Here is a 17,266-nt window from a genome sequence, read left to right as displayed (position 1 = left end):
CTCAACGGTCGGGGTCTTCCTTCTCCGCCTGTGCGAGCTCGGCGAGTGCGAGATCGCCGGTATCGGCAAGCCTTGCCTTGGCCGTGGTATGGACGTGCTCGGCCAGCGTCGGCATGCGCGCGATCAGGGCGTGAAAATCCTGGGCGTCGAGCACCAACAGCCGGGTCTTGCGCGTCGCCGTCACCGTGCCGCTGCGCTTGGTCTTGTGCAGCAGCGCGATCTCGCCGAAGAAGGTGCCGTCGGCGAGCCGCACATGCTGGCTCGGCAGCGCGATCTCGACCTCGCCGGCGGTGATGAAATACATCGACGAGGCTGCATCGCCGCGCCGCACCAGGACCTCGCCCTGCTCGATGGTGCGCGCCCGCAAGAGCCGCATGATGTCGGCGATCTCCGAGGCCGACAGGTGCGAGAACAGTGGCACCCGCGCCAGCATGCCCCAGGTGACGACGAAGTCGCGCCGCTTCACCTCCTCCGCAAACGCGGTGGAGATGATCGCGACCGGCAGCGCGATCATGGCGAAGCCGCTGACGATGGCGAATGTGGAGATGAACTTGCCGAGCGGCGTCACCGGCACGACGTCGCCATAGCCGACGGTGCCGAGCGTCACGATCGCCCACCACATCGCCTGCGGAATGGTGCCGAGCTTGTCCGGCTGCACGTCGCGCTCGATGGCGTAGAGCAGCGAGGCGAAGGTCAAGACCGCGCCGATCAGGATGACGATGCAGCCGATCAGCGCCCGCCGCTCGGCATGCACGGCGGCGAGCAGCGAGCGCATTGCCGGCGAATAGCGGATCAGCTTGAAGAACGGCAGCACGCCGAGGGCGGCCAGCGTCGCATGTCGGCCCGTGGCCAGCACGATTCCCGCGGGCAGGAACGCCATGAGATCGATGATGCCGAGCGCGGAGAAGGCGTAGGAGAGCCGGTCGGACAGCGCGGACGCCTTGCTGCGCTGGGTGTGTCCGGCCACCGTCCACAGCCGCGCGGCATATTCCAGCGCGAACACGATCACGGCGAGGACGGCGATGCCTGCGAACAGCGCGCCGAACTGCGCGTCCAGATCCGGCACCGAGGCGAGGATCATCGCGACCACGTCGAGCACGATGACGCCGATGACCAGCTGGATGAAGCGCGACCCGACCGAATAGGCCAGCGGATCGTGCTCCAGCAATTCATAGAGGCGATCCCTCAAATCGGGATCGCGAAGCCCACGTCCTCGCGGAACGGGGGCCATGGTGCTTAAGCGCCTGCCATCGCTTTTTCGATCGCCGCCAGCGCCTCGGGCGCCTTGGCCCCATCGGGGCCGCCGGCCTGCGCCATGTCGGGCCGGCCGCCGCCACCCTTGCCGCCGAGCGCTTCGGAGGCGACGCGGACCAGGTTCACGGCATTGAAGCGCGCGGTGAGGTCCGCGGTGACGCCGACCACGATTCCGGCCTTGCCGTCCCCGGTGACGCCGACGATGGCGACGACGCCCGAGCCGATCTGCTTCTTGCCGTCGTCGGCAAGGCTCTTGAGATCCTTCATCTCGATACCCTCCACCGCGCGCGCCATCAGCTTGACGTCGCCGACCTCGCGCACGCCCGAGGCTGCGCCGTTAGCGGCGGACGCGCCGCCGCCCATCGCCAGCTTCTTGCGGGCGTCGGAAAGCTCGCGCTCGAGCTTCTTGCGCTCCTCCATCAGCGCGGCGATGCGCGCCGGCACGTCGTCGATGGAGGTGCGCAGCTCGTTGGCCGCGGTCTTCGCCAGCGCCATGGTGTCGTTGGTGTGCTTGCGCGCATAATTGCCGGTGAGCGCCTCGATGCGGCGCACGCCGGAGGCGACCGCGCTCTCGCCGGTCAGCGTGATCAGGCCGATGTCGCCGGTGCGCTTCACATGGGTGCCGCCGCAAAGCTCGACCGACCAGCCGAGCGCATTGGCGCCGCGCTCGCGCGCGGTCCTGCCCATCGAGACGACGCGGACCTCGTCGCCGTATTTTTCGCCGAACAGGGCGCGCGCCCCCGCTTCGCGGGCCTCGTCGACGCCCATGACGCGGGTCGTGACCTCGTCGTTCTCCAGCACCACGTCGTTGGCGATGTCCTCGACGCGGGCAAGCTCCTCCGCCGTGATCGGCTTCGGATGCACGAAGTCGAAGCGCAGCCGGTCCGGCGCGACCATCGAGCCGCGCTGGGCGATGTGGTCGCCGAGCACCTGGCGCAGCGCTTCATGAATGAGATGCGTGGCCGAGTGATGCGCGCGGATCGAGGAACGCCGCCCGTGATCGACCTCGAGCTGGAGCGCGGTGCCGAGCTTGACCTCGCCGCTCTCCACCGTGCCGATATGGACGAAGAGATCGCCGAGCTTCTTCTGGGTGTCGGTGACGCGGAACCTGATGCCGCCCTCCCCCAGCAGCACGCCGGTGTCGCCGACCTGGCCGCCGGACTCCGCGTAGAACGGCGTCTGGTTCAGCAGCAGCGCGCCGGTCTCGCCGGCCTTGAGGCTGTCGGTCTCCTTGCCGTCCTTCACCAGCGCCGAGACCACGCCTTCGGCGGTCTCGGTCTCGTAGCCGAGGAATTCGGTGGCGCCGAGCTTCTCGCGCAGCGGGAACCAGATCGCTTCGGAAGCGGCCTCGCCCGAGCCGGCCCAGGACGCGCGCGCCTTCTCGCGCTGGCGCTCCATCGCATCGGTGAACGCGGACTGGTCCACGCTGATGCCGCGCGACTTCAGCGCGTCCTGTGTCAGGTCCAGCGGGAAGCCGTAGGTGTCGTAAAGCGTGAAGGCGACGTCGCCGTCGAACATATCACCCTTCTTCAACGAAGCGCTCTTCTCGTCGAGAATGGCAAGGCCGCGCGTCAGCGTCTTGCGGAAGCGGGTCTCTTCCAGCCGCAGCGTTTCCTCGATCAGCTTCTCCGCGCGCATCAGCTCCGGATAGGCCTGGCCCATCTCGCGCACCAGCGCCCAGACCAGGCGATGCATCAGCGGCTCTTTGGCACCGAGCAGCTGCGCATGGCGCATCGCGCGGCGCATGATCCGGCGCAGCACATAGCCGCGGCCCTCGTTCGAGGGCAGCACGCCGTCGGAGACGAGGAAGGCAGACGAACGCAGATGGTCGGCGATGACGCGGAACGAGGCCACGGTCTGCTCGTTCGGCCCGCTGCCGAGCGCGGATGCGGTCGCGTCGATCAGGTGACTGAACAGGTCGGTCTCGAACACGCTGTCGACGCCCTGCATGATGCAGGCCATGCGCTCCAGGCCCATCCCGGTGTCGATCGAGGGACGCGGCAGCGGCACGCGCTCCTCCTTCGTCACCTGCTCGTACTGCATGAACACCAGATTCCAGAATTCGAGGAAGCGGTCGCCATCCTCTTCCGGCGAGCCCGGAGGTCCGCCCCAGATGTGCTCGCCGCGATCGATGAAGATCTCCGAGCACGGGCCGCACGGCCCGGTGTCGCCCATCGCCCAGAAATTGTCCGAGGTCGGGATGCGGATGATGCGGTCATCGGAGAAGCCCGCGATCTTCTTCCACAGCCCCGCCGCCTCGTCGTCGGTGTGGTAGACGGTGACGAGCAGCTTGTCCCTCTTCAGCCCGAATTCGCCGGTGATGAGCTTCCAGGCCAGCTCGATCGCGCGCTCCTTGAAATAGTCGCCGAACGAGAAGTTGCCGAGCATCTCGAAGAAGGTGAGATGGCGCGCGGTGTAGCCGACATTGTCGAGGTCGTTGTGCTTGCCGCCGGCGCGCACGCATTTCTGCGAGGTGGTGGCGCGCTGATAGGGCCGCTTCTCGACGCCGGTGAAGACGTTCTTGAACTGCACCATGCCGGCATTGGTGAACATCAACGTGGGATCGTTGCGCGGCACCAATGGCGAGGACGGCACGATCTCGTGGCCGTTCTCGGCAAAGAAGTTCAGAAAGGTCGACCTGATCTCGTTGACGCCGCTCATGTTCATCCAATCGGGTGTGTTCGGACCCGCTACCGCCGTCCAAACCGGAAATTCAGGCTGATATCTGCGGGCCAAAGCGCTTTTAGACAAGGCCAGCTTCGCTGTCCAGAAACTGTGCAGAGAGATCAGAGGGTTGCCGCAGGCGCTCAATCCCGTTGCAATCCCGTTGAAAGGCGCAAACCCCGCGTTGACAGGCTTGGCTGCCCTGTGGTCTGTACCCATCTGTATCGTACGGCCACGTCGGGAGAGACCGGCTTTGGTGCCGGCGCCGAAGGAGCAACCGCCCCGGAAACTCTCAGGCAAAAGGACCGCGTGGCTTTGACAGCATCTGGAAAGAGGCGCCGACGGGCTTAGGCCCGGACTGCGTCCGCCGACGGGATAATACTCTCAGGCACAGCGACAGATGGGGCTTCGACTGGTTGGCTCGGGGAATCGTCCCCGGGGAACCGCCGAGGGCCCCTGTGATGCTTGCACCCGACCAAGACTCCCTGAAACGTACGCCCCTCTACGACCTTCATGTGTCCCTCGGCGGCAAGATGGTGCCGTTCGCGGGCTATGACATGCCCGTGCAGTACCCGCCGGGCGTGCTGAAGGAACATCTTCATACCCGCAGCTCCGCCGGGCTGTTCGACGTCTCCCATATGGGCCAGATCGCGCTCCGTCCGAAGTCCGGCAAGGTCGAGGACGCCGCCCGCGCGCTGGAACGGCTGGTGCCGCAGGACATCGTGGCGATCGCGCCGGGACGGCAGCGCTACGCCCAGTTCACCAATGCCGATGGCGGCATTCTCGACGACCTGATGGTCGCCAATTTCGGCGATCACCTGTTCCTGGTCGTCAACGCCGCCTGCAAGGGCGAGGACGAGGCGCATCTGCGCGCGCATCTGTCCGACGACTGCGCCATCGATTCGCTGGCCGACCGCGCCCTGATCGCGCTCCAGGGCCCGAAGGCGGAAGCGGCGCTGGCGAAATTCTGTGCAGAGGCGCCCAGCATGAAGTTCATGGACGCCGGCCCGCACAAGGTCGCCGGTCTCGACTGCTTCGTCTCGCGCTCCGGCTACACCGGCGAGGACGGGTTCGAGATTTCGGTTCCGGCCGCGGACGCCGAGCGTCTGGCAAAAACGCTGTTGGAAAACCCTGACGTGCTGCCGATCGGCCTCGGCGCCCGCGACAGCCTGCGGCTGGAAGCCGGGCTCTGCCTCTACGGCCACGACATCGACACCGCCACCACGCCGGTCGAAGCCGCGCTGGAATGGTCGGTGCAGAAGAGCCGCCGCAGCGGCGGCGCGCGCGCAGGTGGTTTCCCCGGCGCCGAAAAGATCCTCGCCCATTTCGATCACGGTGCCGGCCGCCGCCGCGTCGGCCTGCGCGCGGAAGGCCGCGCGCCGGTGCGCGAGGGCGCGCTGCTGTTTGCGGATGCGACATCCGCCGCGCCGATCGGAAAGGTCACGTCGGGCGGCTTCGGCCCGAGCCTGAACGCGCCGGTCGCGATGGGCTACGTGCCCACCGCACTGGGCGCGCTCGGCACAAGCCTCTTCGCCGAGGTGCGCGGCCAGCGACTGCCGCTCACGGTCGCCGCCATGCCCTTCGTGAAAAACACCTACAAACGCTGAGGACTTCAGAATGACCACGACGCTGTACACCTCCGACCATGAATGGCTCGCCATCGACGGCGACGTCGCCACCGTCGGCATCACCGACTACGCGCAGCAGCAGCTCGGCGACGTCGTGTTCGTCGAACTGCCCAAGCTCGGCCGCGCGCTGAAGAAGGCGGAAGCCGCCGCCGTGGTGGAATCGGTGAAGGCCGCCTCCGACGTCTACGCGCCTGTTACGGGCGAAGTGCTCGAGACCAACGCCGCGCTCGCCGCCGAGCCGGCGCTGGTGAACACGGATTCGCAAGGCGCCGCCTGGTTCTTCAAGATCAAGATTGCCGACAAGAGCGAGCTCGGCGGCCTCATGGATGAAGCCGCCTACAAGGCCCACACGGCTTAGAGAACGATGGAGCAAGCGATGACCGCGCACCGCAAATCCAACGGCGACACCGCCGCGAATTTCGCTCGCCGCCACATCGGCCCGTCGGCGCGCGACGTCGCCGCGATGCTGGAGGCCGTCAACGCCAAGAGCGTCGACGCGCTGATGGCGGAAACGCTGCCGGCCTCGATCCGGCAGGCCGCCCCGCTCGATCTCGGCAAGCCGCTCAGCGAGACCGAGGCGATCGCGCATATGGGCGAGCTCGCTGCCCAAAACCAGGTCTTCACCTCGCTGATCGGCCAGGGCTATTCGGGCACCATCCTGCCCGCGGTGATCCAGCGGAACATCCTGGAGAACCCGGCCTGGTACACCGCCTACACGCCCTACCAGCCCGAGATCAGCCAGGGCCGGCTGGAAGCGCTGTTCAACTTCCAGACCATGATCTGCGACCTCACCGGGCTCGACGTCGCCAACGCCTCGCTGCTCGACGAGGCGACCGCAGCGGCCGAAGCGATGGCGCTGGCGGAGCGGCACTCGCGGGTCGAAGCGAAGGCCTTCTTCGTCGACAAGGACGTGCATCCGCAGACGCTTGCGGTGATGCGCACCCGCGCCGAGCCGCTCGGCTGGAACCTGGTCGTCGGCGATCCTCTCACCGAACTCGACAGCGCCGACGTGCTCGGCGCGCTGCTGCAATATCCCGGCAGTTCGGGCGCTGTGCGCGACCTCAGGCCCGCAATCGCGACGCTGAAGGCCAAGGGCGCCCTCGCGATCGTTGCCGCCGACCTGCTGGCGCTGACGCTGCTCGCCTCGCCCGGCGAGCTCGGGGCCGACATCGCGATCGGCTCGGCGCAGCGCTTCGGCGTGCCGATGGGCTATGGCGGGCCGCACGCGGCCTACATGGCGGTGCGCGATGCGCTGAAGCGCTCGCTGCCCGGCCGCATCGTCGGCCTCTCCGTGGATTCGCGCGGGATGCCGGCCTACCGTCTCGCACTCCAGACCCGCGAGCAGCACATCCGCCGCGAGAAGGCGACCTCCAACATCTGCACCGCGCAGGTGCTGCTCGCCGTGATCGCCGCGATGTATGCGGTCTATCACGGCCCGGAGGGGCTGATCCAGATCGCGCGCAACGTGCATCGCCGCGCCGCCGTTCTCGCCGCCGGCCTGCGCAAGCTCGGCTTTGCGCCGCAATCCGACAGCTTCTTCGACACGCTCAGCGTCGATGCCGGTGCCAAGCGCGCCGAGATCGTCGCGCGCGCGGCCGCCGAGAAGATCAATCTCGGCGTCGGTGATGGCGACTTGCGCATCGCGCTCGACGAGACCACCACGCCCGCGACCATCGAGGCGGTCTGGCGCGCCTTCGGCGGCACGCTCGCTTACGCCGAGTTGGATGCGACCACGCGCGAGGCGTTGCCGGAGGCGCTGAAGCGCGCGACCGCGTTCCTCACCCATCCGGTGTTCCACGCGCATCGCTCGGAGACCGAGATGCTGCGCTACATGCGCAAGCTCAGCGACCGCGACCTCGCGCTCGACCGCGCCATGATCCCGCTCGGCTCCTGCACGATGAAGCTGAACGCGACCACCGAGATGATGCCGCTGACCTGGCCGGAATTCGGCTCCCTGCACCCGTTCGCCCCGCGCGAGCAGGCCAAGGGCTATCACGCGCTGTTCGCGCGGCTGGAGAAGTGGCTGTGCGACATCACCGGCTATGACGCAATCTCGCTCCAGCCGAATTCCGGCGCGCAAGGCGAATACGCCGGCCTGCTGGCGATCCGCGGCTATCATACCGCGCGCGGACAGTCGCATCGCAAGATCTGCCTGATCCCCTCCTCCGCCCACGGCACCAACCCGGCCTCGGCCGCGATGGTCGGCATGGACGTGGTGGTGGTCGCCTGCGAGAAGAACGGCGACGTCGACGTCAATGATCTTCGCGCCAAGGCGGAGAAGCATTCGGCCGATCTCGCCGCGGTGATGATCACCTATCCCTCGACCCACGGCGTGTTCGAGGAGCACATCCGCGAGATCTGCGACATCGTCCACGGCCATGGCGGCCAGGTGTATCTCGACGGCGCCAACCTGAACGCGCAGGTCGGTCTCTCACGGCCCGGCGATTACGGCGCCGACGTCAGCCATCTCAACCTGCACAAGACCTTCTGCATTCCGCATGGCGGCGGCGGCCCGGGCATGGGCCCGATCGGCGTAAAGGCGCACCTTGCACCGTTCCTGCCAAGTCATCCTGAAGATCGCCCCCCCGCGACGAACGGGGATGCACCGGTCGGCCCGGTCTCGGCGGCGCCGTTCGGCTCGGCCTCGATCCTGACCATCTCCTACATCTACATCTTGATGATGGGCGGAGAAGGCCTGAAGCGCGCCACCGAAATCGCGATCCTCAACGCCAACTACATTGCCGCAAGGCTCGATGCGCATTTCCCGGTGCTCTACAAGAACGAGAAGGGCCGCGTCGCGCATGAGTGCATCGTCGACCCCCGCGCACTCAAGACGACCAGCGGCGTCACCGTCGACGACATCGCCAAGCGCCTGATCGATTACGGCTTCCACGCTCCGACCATGAGCTTTCCGGTGCCGGGGACGCTGATGATCGAGCCGACCGAGTCGGAATCGAAGGCGGAGCTGGATCGCTTCTGCGATGCGATGATCGCGATCCGGAAGGAGATCGCCGAGGTCGAAGCCGGCCGCTTCAGGATCGAGGCTTCGCCTTTGCGCCACGCCCCGCACACCGTGCACGACATCGCGGACGATGCGTGGAATCGCGCCTACACGCGTGCCGAGGGCTGCTTCCCCGACGGCGTCTCGCGCACCGACAAGTACTGGTGCCCGGTGGGCCGCGTCGACAACGTCTATGGCGACCGCAACCTGGTGTGCTCCTGCCCGCCGGTGAGCGATTACGCGGAAGCCGCGGAGTAAGGGCCTAAGGCGCCACCAGCGAACGGCTTTGCGGATTCCAACGCCAGAGCCGTTCGTTGGTCAGGAGCGTGCCGCCCCACCAGCGCCGGATCGGATTGTGGCTGCGGAAATTGTCCCGGCCCGCAAGCACCGCTTTGCCGAAGTCCGTCAGCACCAGCCGGCTCCGGCGATAAGCGGCATTGCGACCTCGCGTATTGTGCGGGGCGAGCGTCGCGAGCTTCGGATCGAGACCCGCAACCGCCGGCATCGGACCGGACGCGAGCCCTTCAAGCAAAGGGCCCAGCTCCCACTGGTCGAACACACGTGTTTCGAGCAGCCCGCCCGGCTGAAACAGCTCCTTGGTACGGTTGTGTCCCCTCGCAATCAGTTCGAGCAGCCGCGCTTCCGTCGCACCCAATCCAGTTGTCGGTGACGGCAGTTCTGCCAGCAATTCTTCTATCGCCGGATTCAGGAAGGGTAGCCTGGGGAAATCCCTGCTCAAGAGCCCGAAACAGAGCTCCGGCGTTGGTGCCCGGTAGGCCTCCCAGGCCATGCGGGCGACCTCGAAGTCGTGCGCCGTGACATCGACCGACCGCACGGCACGATCGCGAAGCCCCGCGACGTCTGCTCCGAGCAAATCGAAATCGACCAGCCGCAATTTCAGGCGCTCGGCCATGTAGGGTTCGGCGCGGAGATAATCGAGGATCCAGACCAGCTGCAATTGATTGTTCGGGGTGGGATCAAACCACAGCTCGATGAGCTCGACACCGCAGGTCTCGCAGAACCAGACCAGTCCGAGTTCTCTGTGCGCACGACCGGTCTGGGGCGATTGGACAACAAGATCGGACCACCGCACGTCCGGCTCGCCACTGAAAGAGCCCCCTTTGAGGTAGTTATCGAGGTGGTGTGACGTGGGCAGCGGTCCCGAAACGAACCGAAAGATCAAGGGGACGACCATGTCGGCGCGATCGGCGTAGGTGAGACCGACGCCGGACGAACTGGTCAGGATCATACGCTTCATCGCAGGCGTGCCCCAGCCCCACGCAAAACGAAACGGGCCCCGAAGACGTCGGCAACTCAACGTCCTCAGCGCCCGCTCCTCGCGAAAAACTCTTCGCGTTAAGACTTACTCCTCGGTCGGCTCCTCGCCGTCGGCGTCACGCTCCGGCGTGCCGGCCAGGATCTGCTCGGCGATCAGGCCGGAGTTCTGGCGGATCGCGGTCTCGATCTTGGCGGTGATGTCGGGGTTGGACTTCAGGAACGCTTTCGAATTCTCGCGGCCCTGGCCGAGGCGCTGGCTGTCATAGGAGAACCAGGCGCCGGACTTTTCGACGATGCCGGCCTTGACGCCGAGATCGAGGATCTCGCCCATCTTGGAGACGCCCTCGCCGTACATGATGTCGAACTCGACCTGCTTGAAGGGCGGTGCCAGCTTGTTCTTCACCACCTTGACGCGCGTGGTGTTGCCGACGACTTCGTCGCGCTCCTTGATCGCGCCGATGCGGCGGATGTCGAGACGGATGGAAGCGTAGAACTTCAGCGCGTTGCCGCCGGTCGTCGTTTCCGGCGAGCCGTACATCACACCGATCTTCATGCGGATCTGGTTGATGAAGATCACCATGGTGTTGGACTTGTTGATGGAGGCCGTCAGCTTGCGCAGCGCCTGGCTCATCAACCGCGCTTGAAGACCCGGCAGCGATTCGCCCATCTCGCCCTCGAGCTCGGCCTTCGGCACCAAGGCCGCGACCGAATCGATCACCAGCACGTCCACCGCGCCCGAACGCACCAGCGTGTCGCAGATCTCCAGCGCCTGCTCGCCGGTGTCGGGCTGCGAGATCAGCAGCTCGTCGATGTTGACCCCGAGCTTCCTCGCATAGACCGGGTCGAGCGCGTGCTCGGCGTCGATGAAGGCGCAAATGCCGCCCTTCTTCTGCGCTTCGGCCACCGTGTGCAGCGCCAGCGTGGTTTTGCCCGAGGATTCCGGCCCGTAGATCTCGACGATGCGACCCTTGGGCAGGCCGCCGATGCCGAGCGCGATATCGAGCCCGAGCGAGCCCGACGACACCGACTCGACGTCCATCGACCGGTCGTTCTTGCCCAGCTTCATCACGGAACCCTTGCCGAACTGACGCTCGATCTGGGAGAGCGCGGCGGCCAGAGCTTTACTCTTGTCCATGGAAGATCCTTCGACGATACGCAGGGCAGTTGCGGACATTGGGTCGTGCTCCTTATGGCGAGGATTCGCTAGGGGGACAAACGATTGGCGAGGCGGGCCGGCGATAAAAGCAATGTACTCTATTTGTTCCGAGTTCGCAATATGTTCTTTTGCGGATTTGGGCGCTGGTCTGTTTTAACCCACAGTGGCCTAAGTTGAATTTTGCAGTGGCCTGTTTTTGTTCGCGAACCGCCACAACCTGTTCATGCGCGCTTAGGATTAACTCGTTCTGGGTGTAGCGAATAAAGGCCGGGGCGTTCCGCTAAGAGAACACCTTTGGGGAACAATCGGCTTGGCGGCGCGTTTGCTCGCGCCCCCAGCCGAAAGGTGCCCCCCCGACTGCTGGAGGAAAACCCGCCAGGCGGGTTGGCGGCCCCCTATTGGGGCCGTTTAAAAATCAACAACAAGGGCCGCCTCAGTTGGCGGCCTCTTTCATTGGTCGTCGGTTAGATCGCCCTCGTCATCACCTAACAGTTCAAGGTTTGCTCGAATTGCTTTCAGCAATTTCTGCGCGCCTTTTGCATCGACATTGGCGATGACCTGTAGTCGATCGCCATCCATCGTCACATTGATCTGATTGGCGCTCTGACTCGCCGCGGGCGGTCCGATAGAACACGTCGCGAACGAGGCTGCGCCGAAGCGACCACGCCGCGCCCTCCAGGTGAGTCCAAGCGGACCTTGCGGCACTTAGGCCAGAACGGCTTCTACGACGCTCACCGGTGATTGTGTTGCCACGACGCGGCTGAGGCGGAAACCAGCCTTGTCCAGTAGACTGGCGTACTCGGTTTCCGTGCGCTCCTGCCCACCAATCAATGCCAGCATCACCATATCCAGTATCTTCCCTGGATGTGGAGCGTCACCGGGAGGCAGGACCATCTCGACAATCAGCAGTCGTCCATCCGGCTTCATGGCTTTGCGACAATGACCTAGAATTGTCAGGCACTGTTCATCATTCCAATCGTGCAAGATATGCGACAAGATGTAAGCGTCGCCGCCCGAAGGCACTGACAGGAAAAAATCTCCAGCCTCGACGGTCACACGACCGGTAACACCGTTCGCTTTGAGCGACTTTTCAGCATCGACCACAACGTGCGGCCGATCGAACAACAGGCCTCGAGGCTCTGGGTATCGCCCAAGTATAGCGGCGAGCATATTGCCAGATGCCCCTCCAACATCGACGACGGTCTGGAACATCGAAAAGTCGTAGGCGGCCGCGACCGCTGGAGGTTCTCCCCCATGAAGCCCAACCATTGCTTCACTAAACACTGAAGCGTCTTCGGGATGTTGAGCAAGATAGTCGAAGAACGGCATCCCCTGCGCTTTTTCGAAGCCTGTACGGCCTGTTTGCAAGGAATGAAGTAGATTGGCGAAGCCACTTGCGACCCAACTACTTCCCGTCATGAGCAAGGTCGATCTTGCCGAGCCCGGAGCATCCGACCTTAATGCCTCACCGAGCTTCGTTAACGAAAATCGCAGTCGTTCACCTTCAGTGAGAAGCCCCAGACTGGCCATCGTCCTCATCAATCTGTGCAACGACGGGGCGTGCAGAGCTGATGGGCCGGCCAACTCCATTGCACTCTTCGGTCCATCAGCAAGTTTATCAGCCAACCCAAGCTTCGCCGCGATGTGCACGACATTAGCGACCGCGGCGCCTGTCCCGATCTGTATCAGCTGAGCATGCGGTGGAAGGCACGGAGCAGCCGCCTGAATCGATTCCGACATAACCTGTTCCAAGTTTGAGCGTCTCTTCCGAGGGGGTATTTTCAGTCAGACGAGAGTGCCAAGGTATGGGCAGGCACGCCTGACCCACGGCTTACTTTTTCCTTACCGGCGGCTTATTCTTGGGGTTGCGACGGGTGCTGGTGCCTCGACGATCGGAGGCCACCTGGGGGAAACGGCAGCTTGCGCTATTTGTTCGAGAATTACGTATTCGACACGGACCGCCGCGAGTTGCATCGCGGCGCGGAAGGCGTCGCCATCGCGCCAAAGGTCTTCGACCTGCTCGATTATCTAATCCGCAACCGGGAGCGCGTCGTCAGCAAGGACGACCTCATCAATGCCGTTTGGAACGGGCGCAGCGTGTCCGACGAAGCGCTGACAACTCGCCTCAACGCCGCGCGGAACGCGATCGGCGATTCCGGCCAGGAACAGCGCCTGATCAAGACACTGCCGCGAAAGGGCTTCCGTTTCGTCGGACCCATCCTGCAAGCGCAAGGCCCCACCGGCGCGCCGATCGCCGACGACCGTCCGATGGAACACGCAAGACCCCTCCTTGCGCTTCCCGACAAACCTTCCATCGCGGTGCTTCCCTTCCAGAATCTAAGCGACGATCCGGAGCAGGAATATTTCGCCGACGGCATGGTCGAGGATATCATCACGGGACTGTCGCGATCGAAATTGCTGTTCGTCATCTCGCGAAATTCGAGTTTCACCTACAAGGGCGAAGCCGTCGATATCAAGCGGATCAGTCGTGAGTTTGGCGTTCGCTATGTGCTGGAAGGCAGCGTACGCAAGGCCGGAAAACGGATTCGTGTGACCGGGCAATTGATCGATGCGTCTACGGACGCGCACATCTGGGCCGACAAGTTCGATGGCGAACTCGAAGACATCTTCGATTTGCAGGACCGCCTGACGAGCGGCGTGATAGGCGCGATGTCTCCGCAGCTTGAGCGGGCCGAGATAGAGCGCGCACGGCGCAAACCGACCGAAAGCCTCCAGGCCTATGACTATTATCTGCGCTCCAAGTTCAGCATCTACCAGTGGACGCGGGAGGGCAGCGGTGAGGCTCTCAGGATGACTAAACTTGCCATTTCGCTCGATCCTGCATTTGCCGTCGCCTACGCCTCTGGAGCCAACATTTTCGGTCAGAAGAAAGGGTTCGGATGGATCGAGGACGCGGCAAAGGAGCGGGCTGAAAGCCGACAACTGGTCGAACGAGCGGTGCAGCTCGACCAGGACGATCCTCTGGTGCTTGCGCACGCAGCACATGTTTATTCCTACATGCTCGAAGAGCCGGAGACCGGCTCGGCTCTTGCCGCAAGGGCCATTGCACTCGATCCCAATCTGGCCATGGCGCGCCTTTGGGCAGGCTGGGCACAGGTTTTTCTCGGCAATCACGATGCAGCGATCGAGCAATTCTCGGCAGCAATTCGCTTGAGTCCGGTCGATCCCCACCTGTTCATTCCGCAAACCGGGATGGCCTTCGCTCATTTCTTTGCCGGGCGGTATGAGGAAGCTCTGTCCCGCGCCACGAGCGCCGTTCAGCGCCAGCCGAATTTTCCGGGCGCGCAGCGAATACTGATGTCGAGCCTGGCGATGGCCGGGCGCATCGCCGAAGCCCCTCGCGTGTGCGACGCCGTCCTGCAAACCGACCCCGCTTTGCGCATTTCCGGCATCAAAAGCTCGCCATTTCGCCGGCTCGAAGATGTCGAGAAATTGGGCCAAGCCTGGCGAACATCTGGCGTGCCCGAATGACTGCTTTTGACGCATATTGTGCGGCGCACGAACTTGGTCGCTACAGCGGCAAATCCGACGTAGGCATCGTCGCATTACGCCGTCGGGTTTTTGGGTACACGGCCTCATCAGGACAGCACCCGGATTCTGACGGTGGCCTGTTTTGACGACCCTTGGGATGGATCAAGGAATTCGGTCCCATAGAACACGTCGCGAACGAGACGTTCCGCTAGAGGAACGCGAGCCTTGCAAGGAATGGAACAAGAGCATTTAATGGTTCCATTCATCGCGGCTGCTGAGGGCCGTCAGATGCCTGAGTACCAAGCCTATGTGATCGGCGAGGATGGGCACATCAAGCAACGCCTCGACCTGATATGCGCGGACGAAGTTGAAGCCAAGGAACGGGCCAAGTCGCTGGTGGAAAACGACGTCATAGAGCTATGGCAATCCGACCATAAGATCGCGACGTTCGACCCTGACCCCCTGAAAGCTGAACAAGTACAGGGCTGGCTCAAGAGCGAGCTGCATCCGCCGAAGTAAGGCCGCCTCAGTTGGCGGCCTCTTTGTTTTTCCCATCCACTTGGCCAGGCAAGGGCCGCGCTTTGAGGTGGGTGTCCTACTTTGGCTGCAAGGGTGTCCCCCGCGTCTGCCTCTGCGGGGTGGTCCTAGTTAGGACAGCACCCCGGATTTGGACGCTGTCCGTATTTGAGCCCTGGTGTCCCAAGCTGAACGACGTTCGGTTCCCTCTGGAGCTCCATCGGCATCAAGGTGTCCCGCTCCGGCGCAATGAACCTTGGCATGGGGTGTGCAGACGAAGGATTACCGGGGTTTTGCATCATCCCCCCTGGGGCTGGAAAGCCGCCGCCCGCGCCATATTTGAGCGGGCGGCGTTTTTACTTGCGGATAGCAAAAGGCCCCAACTCGAGAGGGACCGGGCGAGCTGGGCACGGGTGCCGGGCCAGCCAAGGCCGGTTTGAAAATCGCAGTGGCCTGATTTGCTTTCGCTAACTTTTCCCGAGCTGGTCAAGATTGACCATATGTCCAGCAGCGGACATGTCAGACTATGCCATCACCGCGCGGCCCTTGGCTTTCATCGGTGATGAGAACGCCACTAGCGCTCCCGCCTCCTCTAGAAAGGAGCAGCGCCATGCAGCGACGCCGTTTCAAGCAAACCACGTCCCTTGAAGAGCGCCTTGCCGAACAAGCGCAACGCCTCCGTGAGGAAGCCAAAACGCTTCCACCCGGTATCGAACGTGAGCGTACAATCCGCAGAGCCCGGCAAGCCGAGACCGGCGCTCACATCAGCGAGTGGCTGAGATCGCCCGGGCTGCAACCGCCGGATTGAAGGCTGCAACCAACTGGCAGCCAACTCGTAGGCGCCGGCGGCCGAGAGCGATGCGCTCCCGCCGGCATTTTGGAGAACGCCTGCGATGGCTATCGACGAATTGCAAGACTTGCTCGCGGTCCAGGAAGAAGCCGCCCCGGCCGGCCTCGCATGGGACGCCATGCGAAACTTCAGAGGCGCGCAAAGCCGCAGGATGCCGATTGAAGTCAGGGACACATGGCCCTGTGATAATGGCCCTGTGATGCAGGTCAGGTTCGTCTCCGATATCACCAGACCGCCTCGGTTGGCGGCCTCGCCTCGCGACGAAGCGGCGCAAGACGTCAAGCGCCACGCCACCACCTGCCGCCGACCCGGCCAACGCAAAAAAAGCTTCTCGCCCGCCCGCGCGATATTTGAGCGGGCGGCGTTTCTATTTGCGGATAGCAAAAGGCCCCAACTCAAGGGGAACGGGGAGCTGGGGCCAAGGTAACGGGCCAGCCAAGGCTACCGCCGGCCCATGCACATCAACATGCACCGGGGCGCCATCCCCGCGCGATGGGGCAATCGGCTTAATCAGGATTTGCAAGCGGGAGTCCCACGCGCAGCGGCCCCGCCTCGCTGGGTGCGCGGTAGGGCCGCCCGCTCTCCGGACTAGGGGGCTGGGGGGCTGGATCCGTCCGGTGGGCCAATTCAGCTTATGCCCATTAGCGGGAAACCGTGACTGCCCAAAAGGGGCATCCGCTGGATGTCCCAATTTGGTTCTGCGGGTGTCCAATTAGGACAGACAAACCTGTTCCTGCGCAGTTTGGATTAACCCGTTTGAGGTGTAAGGCCGGGCCGTTCTGCCGGAAGAACACCATGAAATGTCCACTATGGAACTGAACGCGGCGCGTCTGCATATTAAGATCGCGAGAGCTCAAACCCAACGGTTAGGACCCGTAAGCTACGAGGCGAGTCATGCAGCATCGTCGCAGGATCAAGCAAACCCTGTCCCTGGAAGAGCGCCTGGCCCGAGAAGCCGAACGATTAAGAGAGCAAGCCAAGAAGCTCCCGCACGGCCCTGAGCGCGAAACCCTTCTCCGCAAAGCCAGACAAGCCGAGACCGGCTCGCACATGAGCGAGTGGCTCACTGCCGCGCGGCGAACAGGATGGAAGTGGAGCGTCGACCATGATGAGAGGGCTACGCCGGGCTCGTGACGCAGGGAGGGCGTAGCCCGACCGGAGTTACGAGCCCGGCGTCGGCGCGATCCACAGCGGACCGCGCCGACTGGTGATCGCGGCCGGCTGGTTATGCAAGTGGTTCTTCCGCCAAGAGGAATCACTCGCGTGCCAGGCCGACACATTACCGATCACCAAATGAGGCTCTACATGAAGTACCGTCAGACCGATAGCCCACCCGTGGCCGCGGCCAAGGCGTCGTTCAGCACCTCGACCGCTTACCGGATCGAGAAGGATCGACGCCTTCCGTCGCAGAAGAAGGCTCCCCGCGG

At 64.0% G+C, this 17,266-nt stretch carries 14 protein-coding genes, 1 pseudogene and 1 riboswitch; of the genes and pseudogenes, 9 read left to right on the top strand and 6 right to left on the bottom strand.

Going from position 1 to position 17,266, the window contains the following annotated elements:
• Position 1 precedes the first annotated feature (1 nt).
• Positions 2–1,231, bottom strand: coding sequence for a cyclic nucleotide-gated ion channel (locus tag XI09_RS32295; protein WP_271570470.1), 1,230 nt, complete (start codon positions 1,229–1,231; stop codon positions 2–4).
• Positions 1,232–1,236: 5 nt separating this feature from the next.
• Entirely contained in the window at positions 1,237–3,915 is a 2,679-nt protein-coding gene (alaS, locus tag XI09_RS32290) for an alanine--tRNA ligase (protein WP_271570469.1), read from the bottom strand.
• 231 nt (positions 3,916–4,146) lie between these two features.
• Positions 4,147–4,235, top strand: a riboswitch (glycine riboswitch).
• A 144-nt stretch (positions 4,236–4,379) separates the two neighbouring features.
• On the opposite strand from alaS, the gene gcvT reads away from it, so the two are divergent.
• Genes gcvT through gcvP form a run of 3 tightly spaced genes read left to right on the top strand, consistent with a single transcriptional unit; the run spans position 4,380 to position 8,805 of the window.
• Complete coding sequence (gcvT, locus tag XI09_RS32285; RefSeq protein WP_271570468.1) at positions 4,380–5,525, top strand: glycine cleavage system aminomethyltransferase GcvT; 1,146 nt, start codon at positions 4,380–4,382, stop codon at positions 5,523–5,525.
• 10 nt (positions 5,526–5,535) lie between these two features.
• Entirely contained in the window at positions 5,536–5,904 is a 369-nt protein-coding gene (gcvH, locus tag XI09_RS32280) for a glycine cleavage system protein GcvH (protein ID WP_271570467.1), read from the top strand.
• Positions 5,905–5,922: 18 nt separating this feature from the next.
• On the top strand, positions 5,923–8,805 hold the full coding sequence (gene gcvP / locus XI09_RS32275; protein WP_271570466.1) for an aminomethyl-transferring glycine dehydrogenase: 2,883 nt from the start codon (positions 5,923–5,925) through the stop codon (positions 8,803–8,805).
• A 4-nt stretch (positions 8,806–8,809) separates the two neighbouring features.
• On the opposite strand, the gene XI09_RS32270 is transcribed toward gcvP, so the two are convergent.
• The 4 genes from XI09_RS32270 to XI09_RS32255 form a co-directional block, all read right to left on the bottom strand.
• Positions 8,810–9,805 carry a hypothetical protein gene (locus tag XI09_RS32270; RefSeq protein WP_271570465.1) on the bottom strand — a complete coding sequence of 332 codons (996 nt, stop codon included), beginning with the start codon at positions 9,803–9,805 and terminating at the stop codon, positions 8,810–8,812.
• A gap of 105 nt (positions 9,806–9,910) precedes the next feature.
• Positions 9,911–10,999 (bottom strand): recombinase RecA, encoded by a 1,089-nt coding sequence (gene recA / locus XI09_RS32265; RefSeq protein ID WP_271570464.1) that lies wholly within the window; start codon positions 10,997–10,999, stop codon positions 9,911–9,913.
• 432 nt (positions 11,000–11,431) lie between these two features.
• A complete protein-coding gene (locus XI09_RS32260; protein WP_271570463.1) occupies positions 11,432–11,566 on the bottom strand; it encodes a hypothetical protein in 135 nt (44 codons plus the stop codon).
• A gap of 120 nt (positions 11,567–11,686) precedes the next feature.
• Positions 11,687–12,721 (bottom strand): methyltransferase, encoded by a 1,035-nt coding sequence (locus XI09_RS32255; RefSeq protein ID WP_271570462.1) that lies wholly within the window; start codon positions 12,719–12,721, stop codon positions 11,687–11,689.
• A gap of 180 nt (positions 12,722–12,901) precedes the next feature.
• On the opposite strand from XI09_RS32255, the gene XI09_RS32250 reads away from it, so the two are divergent.
• The 6 genes and pseudogenes from XI09_RS32250 to XI09_RS32225 all read left to right on the top strand — a co-directional run.
• The gene (locus tag XI09_RS32250; RefSeq protein WP_271570461.1) at positions 12,902–14,473 is read left to right on the top strand and encodes a winged helix-turn-helix domain-containing tetratricopeptide repeat protein; all 1,572 of its coding nucleotides are present in this window, start codon (positions 12,902–12,904) and stop codon (positions 14,471–14,473) included.
• Between the two features lie 252 nt (positions 14,474–14,725).
• Positions 14,726–14,992: a hypothetical protein gene (locus tag XI09_RS32245; RefSeq protein ID WP_271570460.1), complete on the top strand. Its 267-nt coding sequence runs from the start codon at positions 14,726–14,728 to the stop codon at positions 14,990–14,992.
• A 607-nt stretch (positions 14,993–15,599) separates the two neighbouring features.
• Positions 15,600–15,797: a hypothetical protein gene (locus XI09_RS32240; RefSeq protein WP_271570459.1), complete on the top strand. Its 198-nt coding sequence runs from the start codon at positions 15,600–15,602 to the stop codon at positions 15,795–15,797.
• A gap of 85 nt (positions 15,798–15,882) precedes the next feature.
• Complete coding sequence (locus tag XI09_RS32235; RefSeq protein ID WP_271570458.1) at positions 15,883–16,266, top strand: hypothetical protein; 384 nt, start codon at positions 15,883–15,885, stop codon at positions 16,264–16,266.
• 467 nt (positions 16,267–16,733) lie between these two features.
• On the top strand, positions 16,734–16,973 hold the full coding sequence (locus XI09_RS32230) for a hypothetical protein (protein ID WP_271570457.1): 240 nt from the start codon (positions 16,734–16,736) through the stop codon (positions 16,971–16,973).
• A gap of 129 nt (positions 16,974–17,102) precedes the next feature.
• A pseudogene (locus tag XI09_RS32225) lies at positions 17,103–17,266 on the top strand (IS21 family transposase); the annotation flags it as partial.

This window comes from Bradyrhizobium sp. CCBAU 11386 (genome assembly GCF_028128955.1).
Classification (GTDB): domain Bacteria; phylum Pseudomonadota; class Alphaproteobacteria; order Rhizobiales; family Xanthobacteraceae; genus Bradyrhizobium.
The sequence above is the reverse complement of the archived record's forward strand: the minus strand, read 5'-3'. Positions and strand labels throughout refer to the sequence as shown.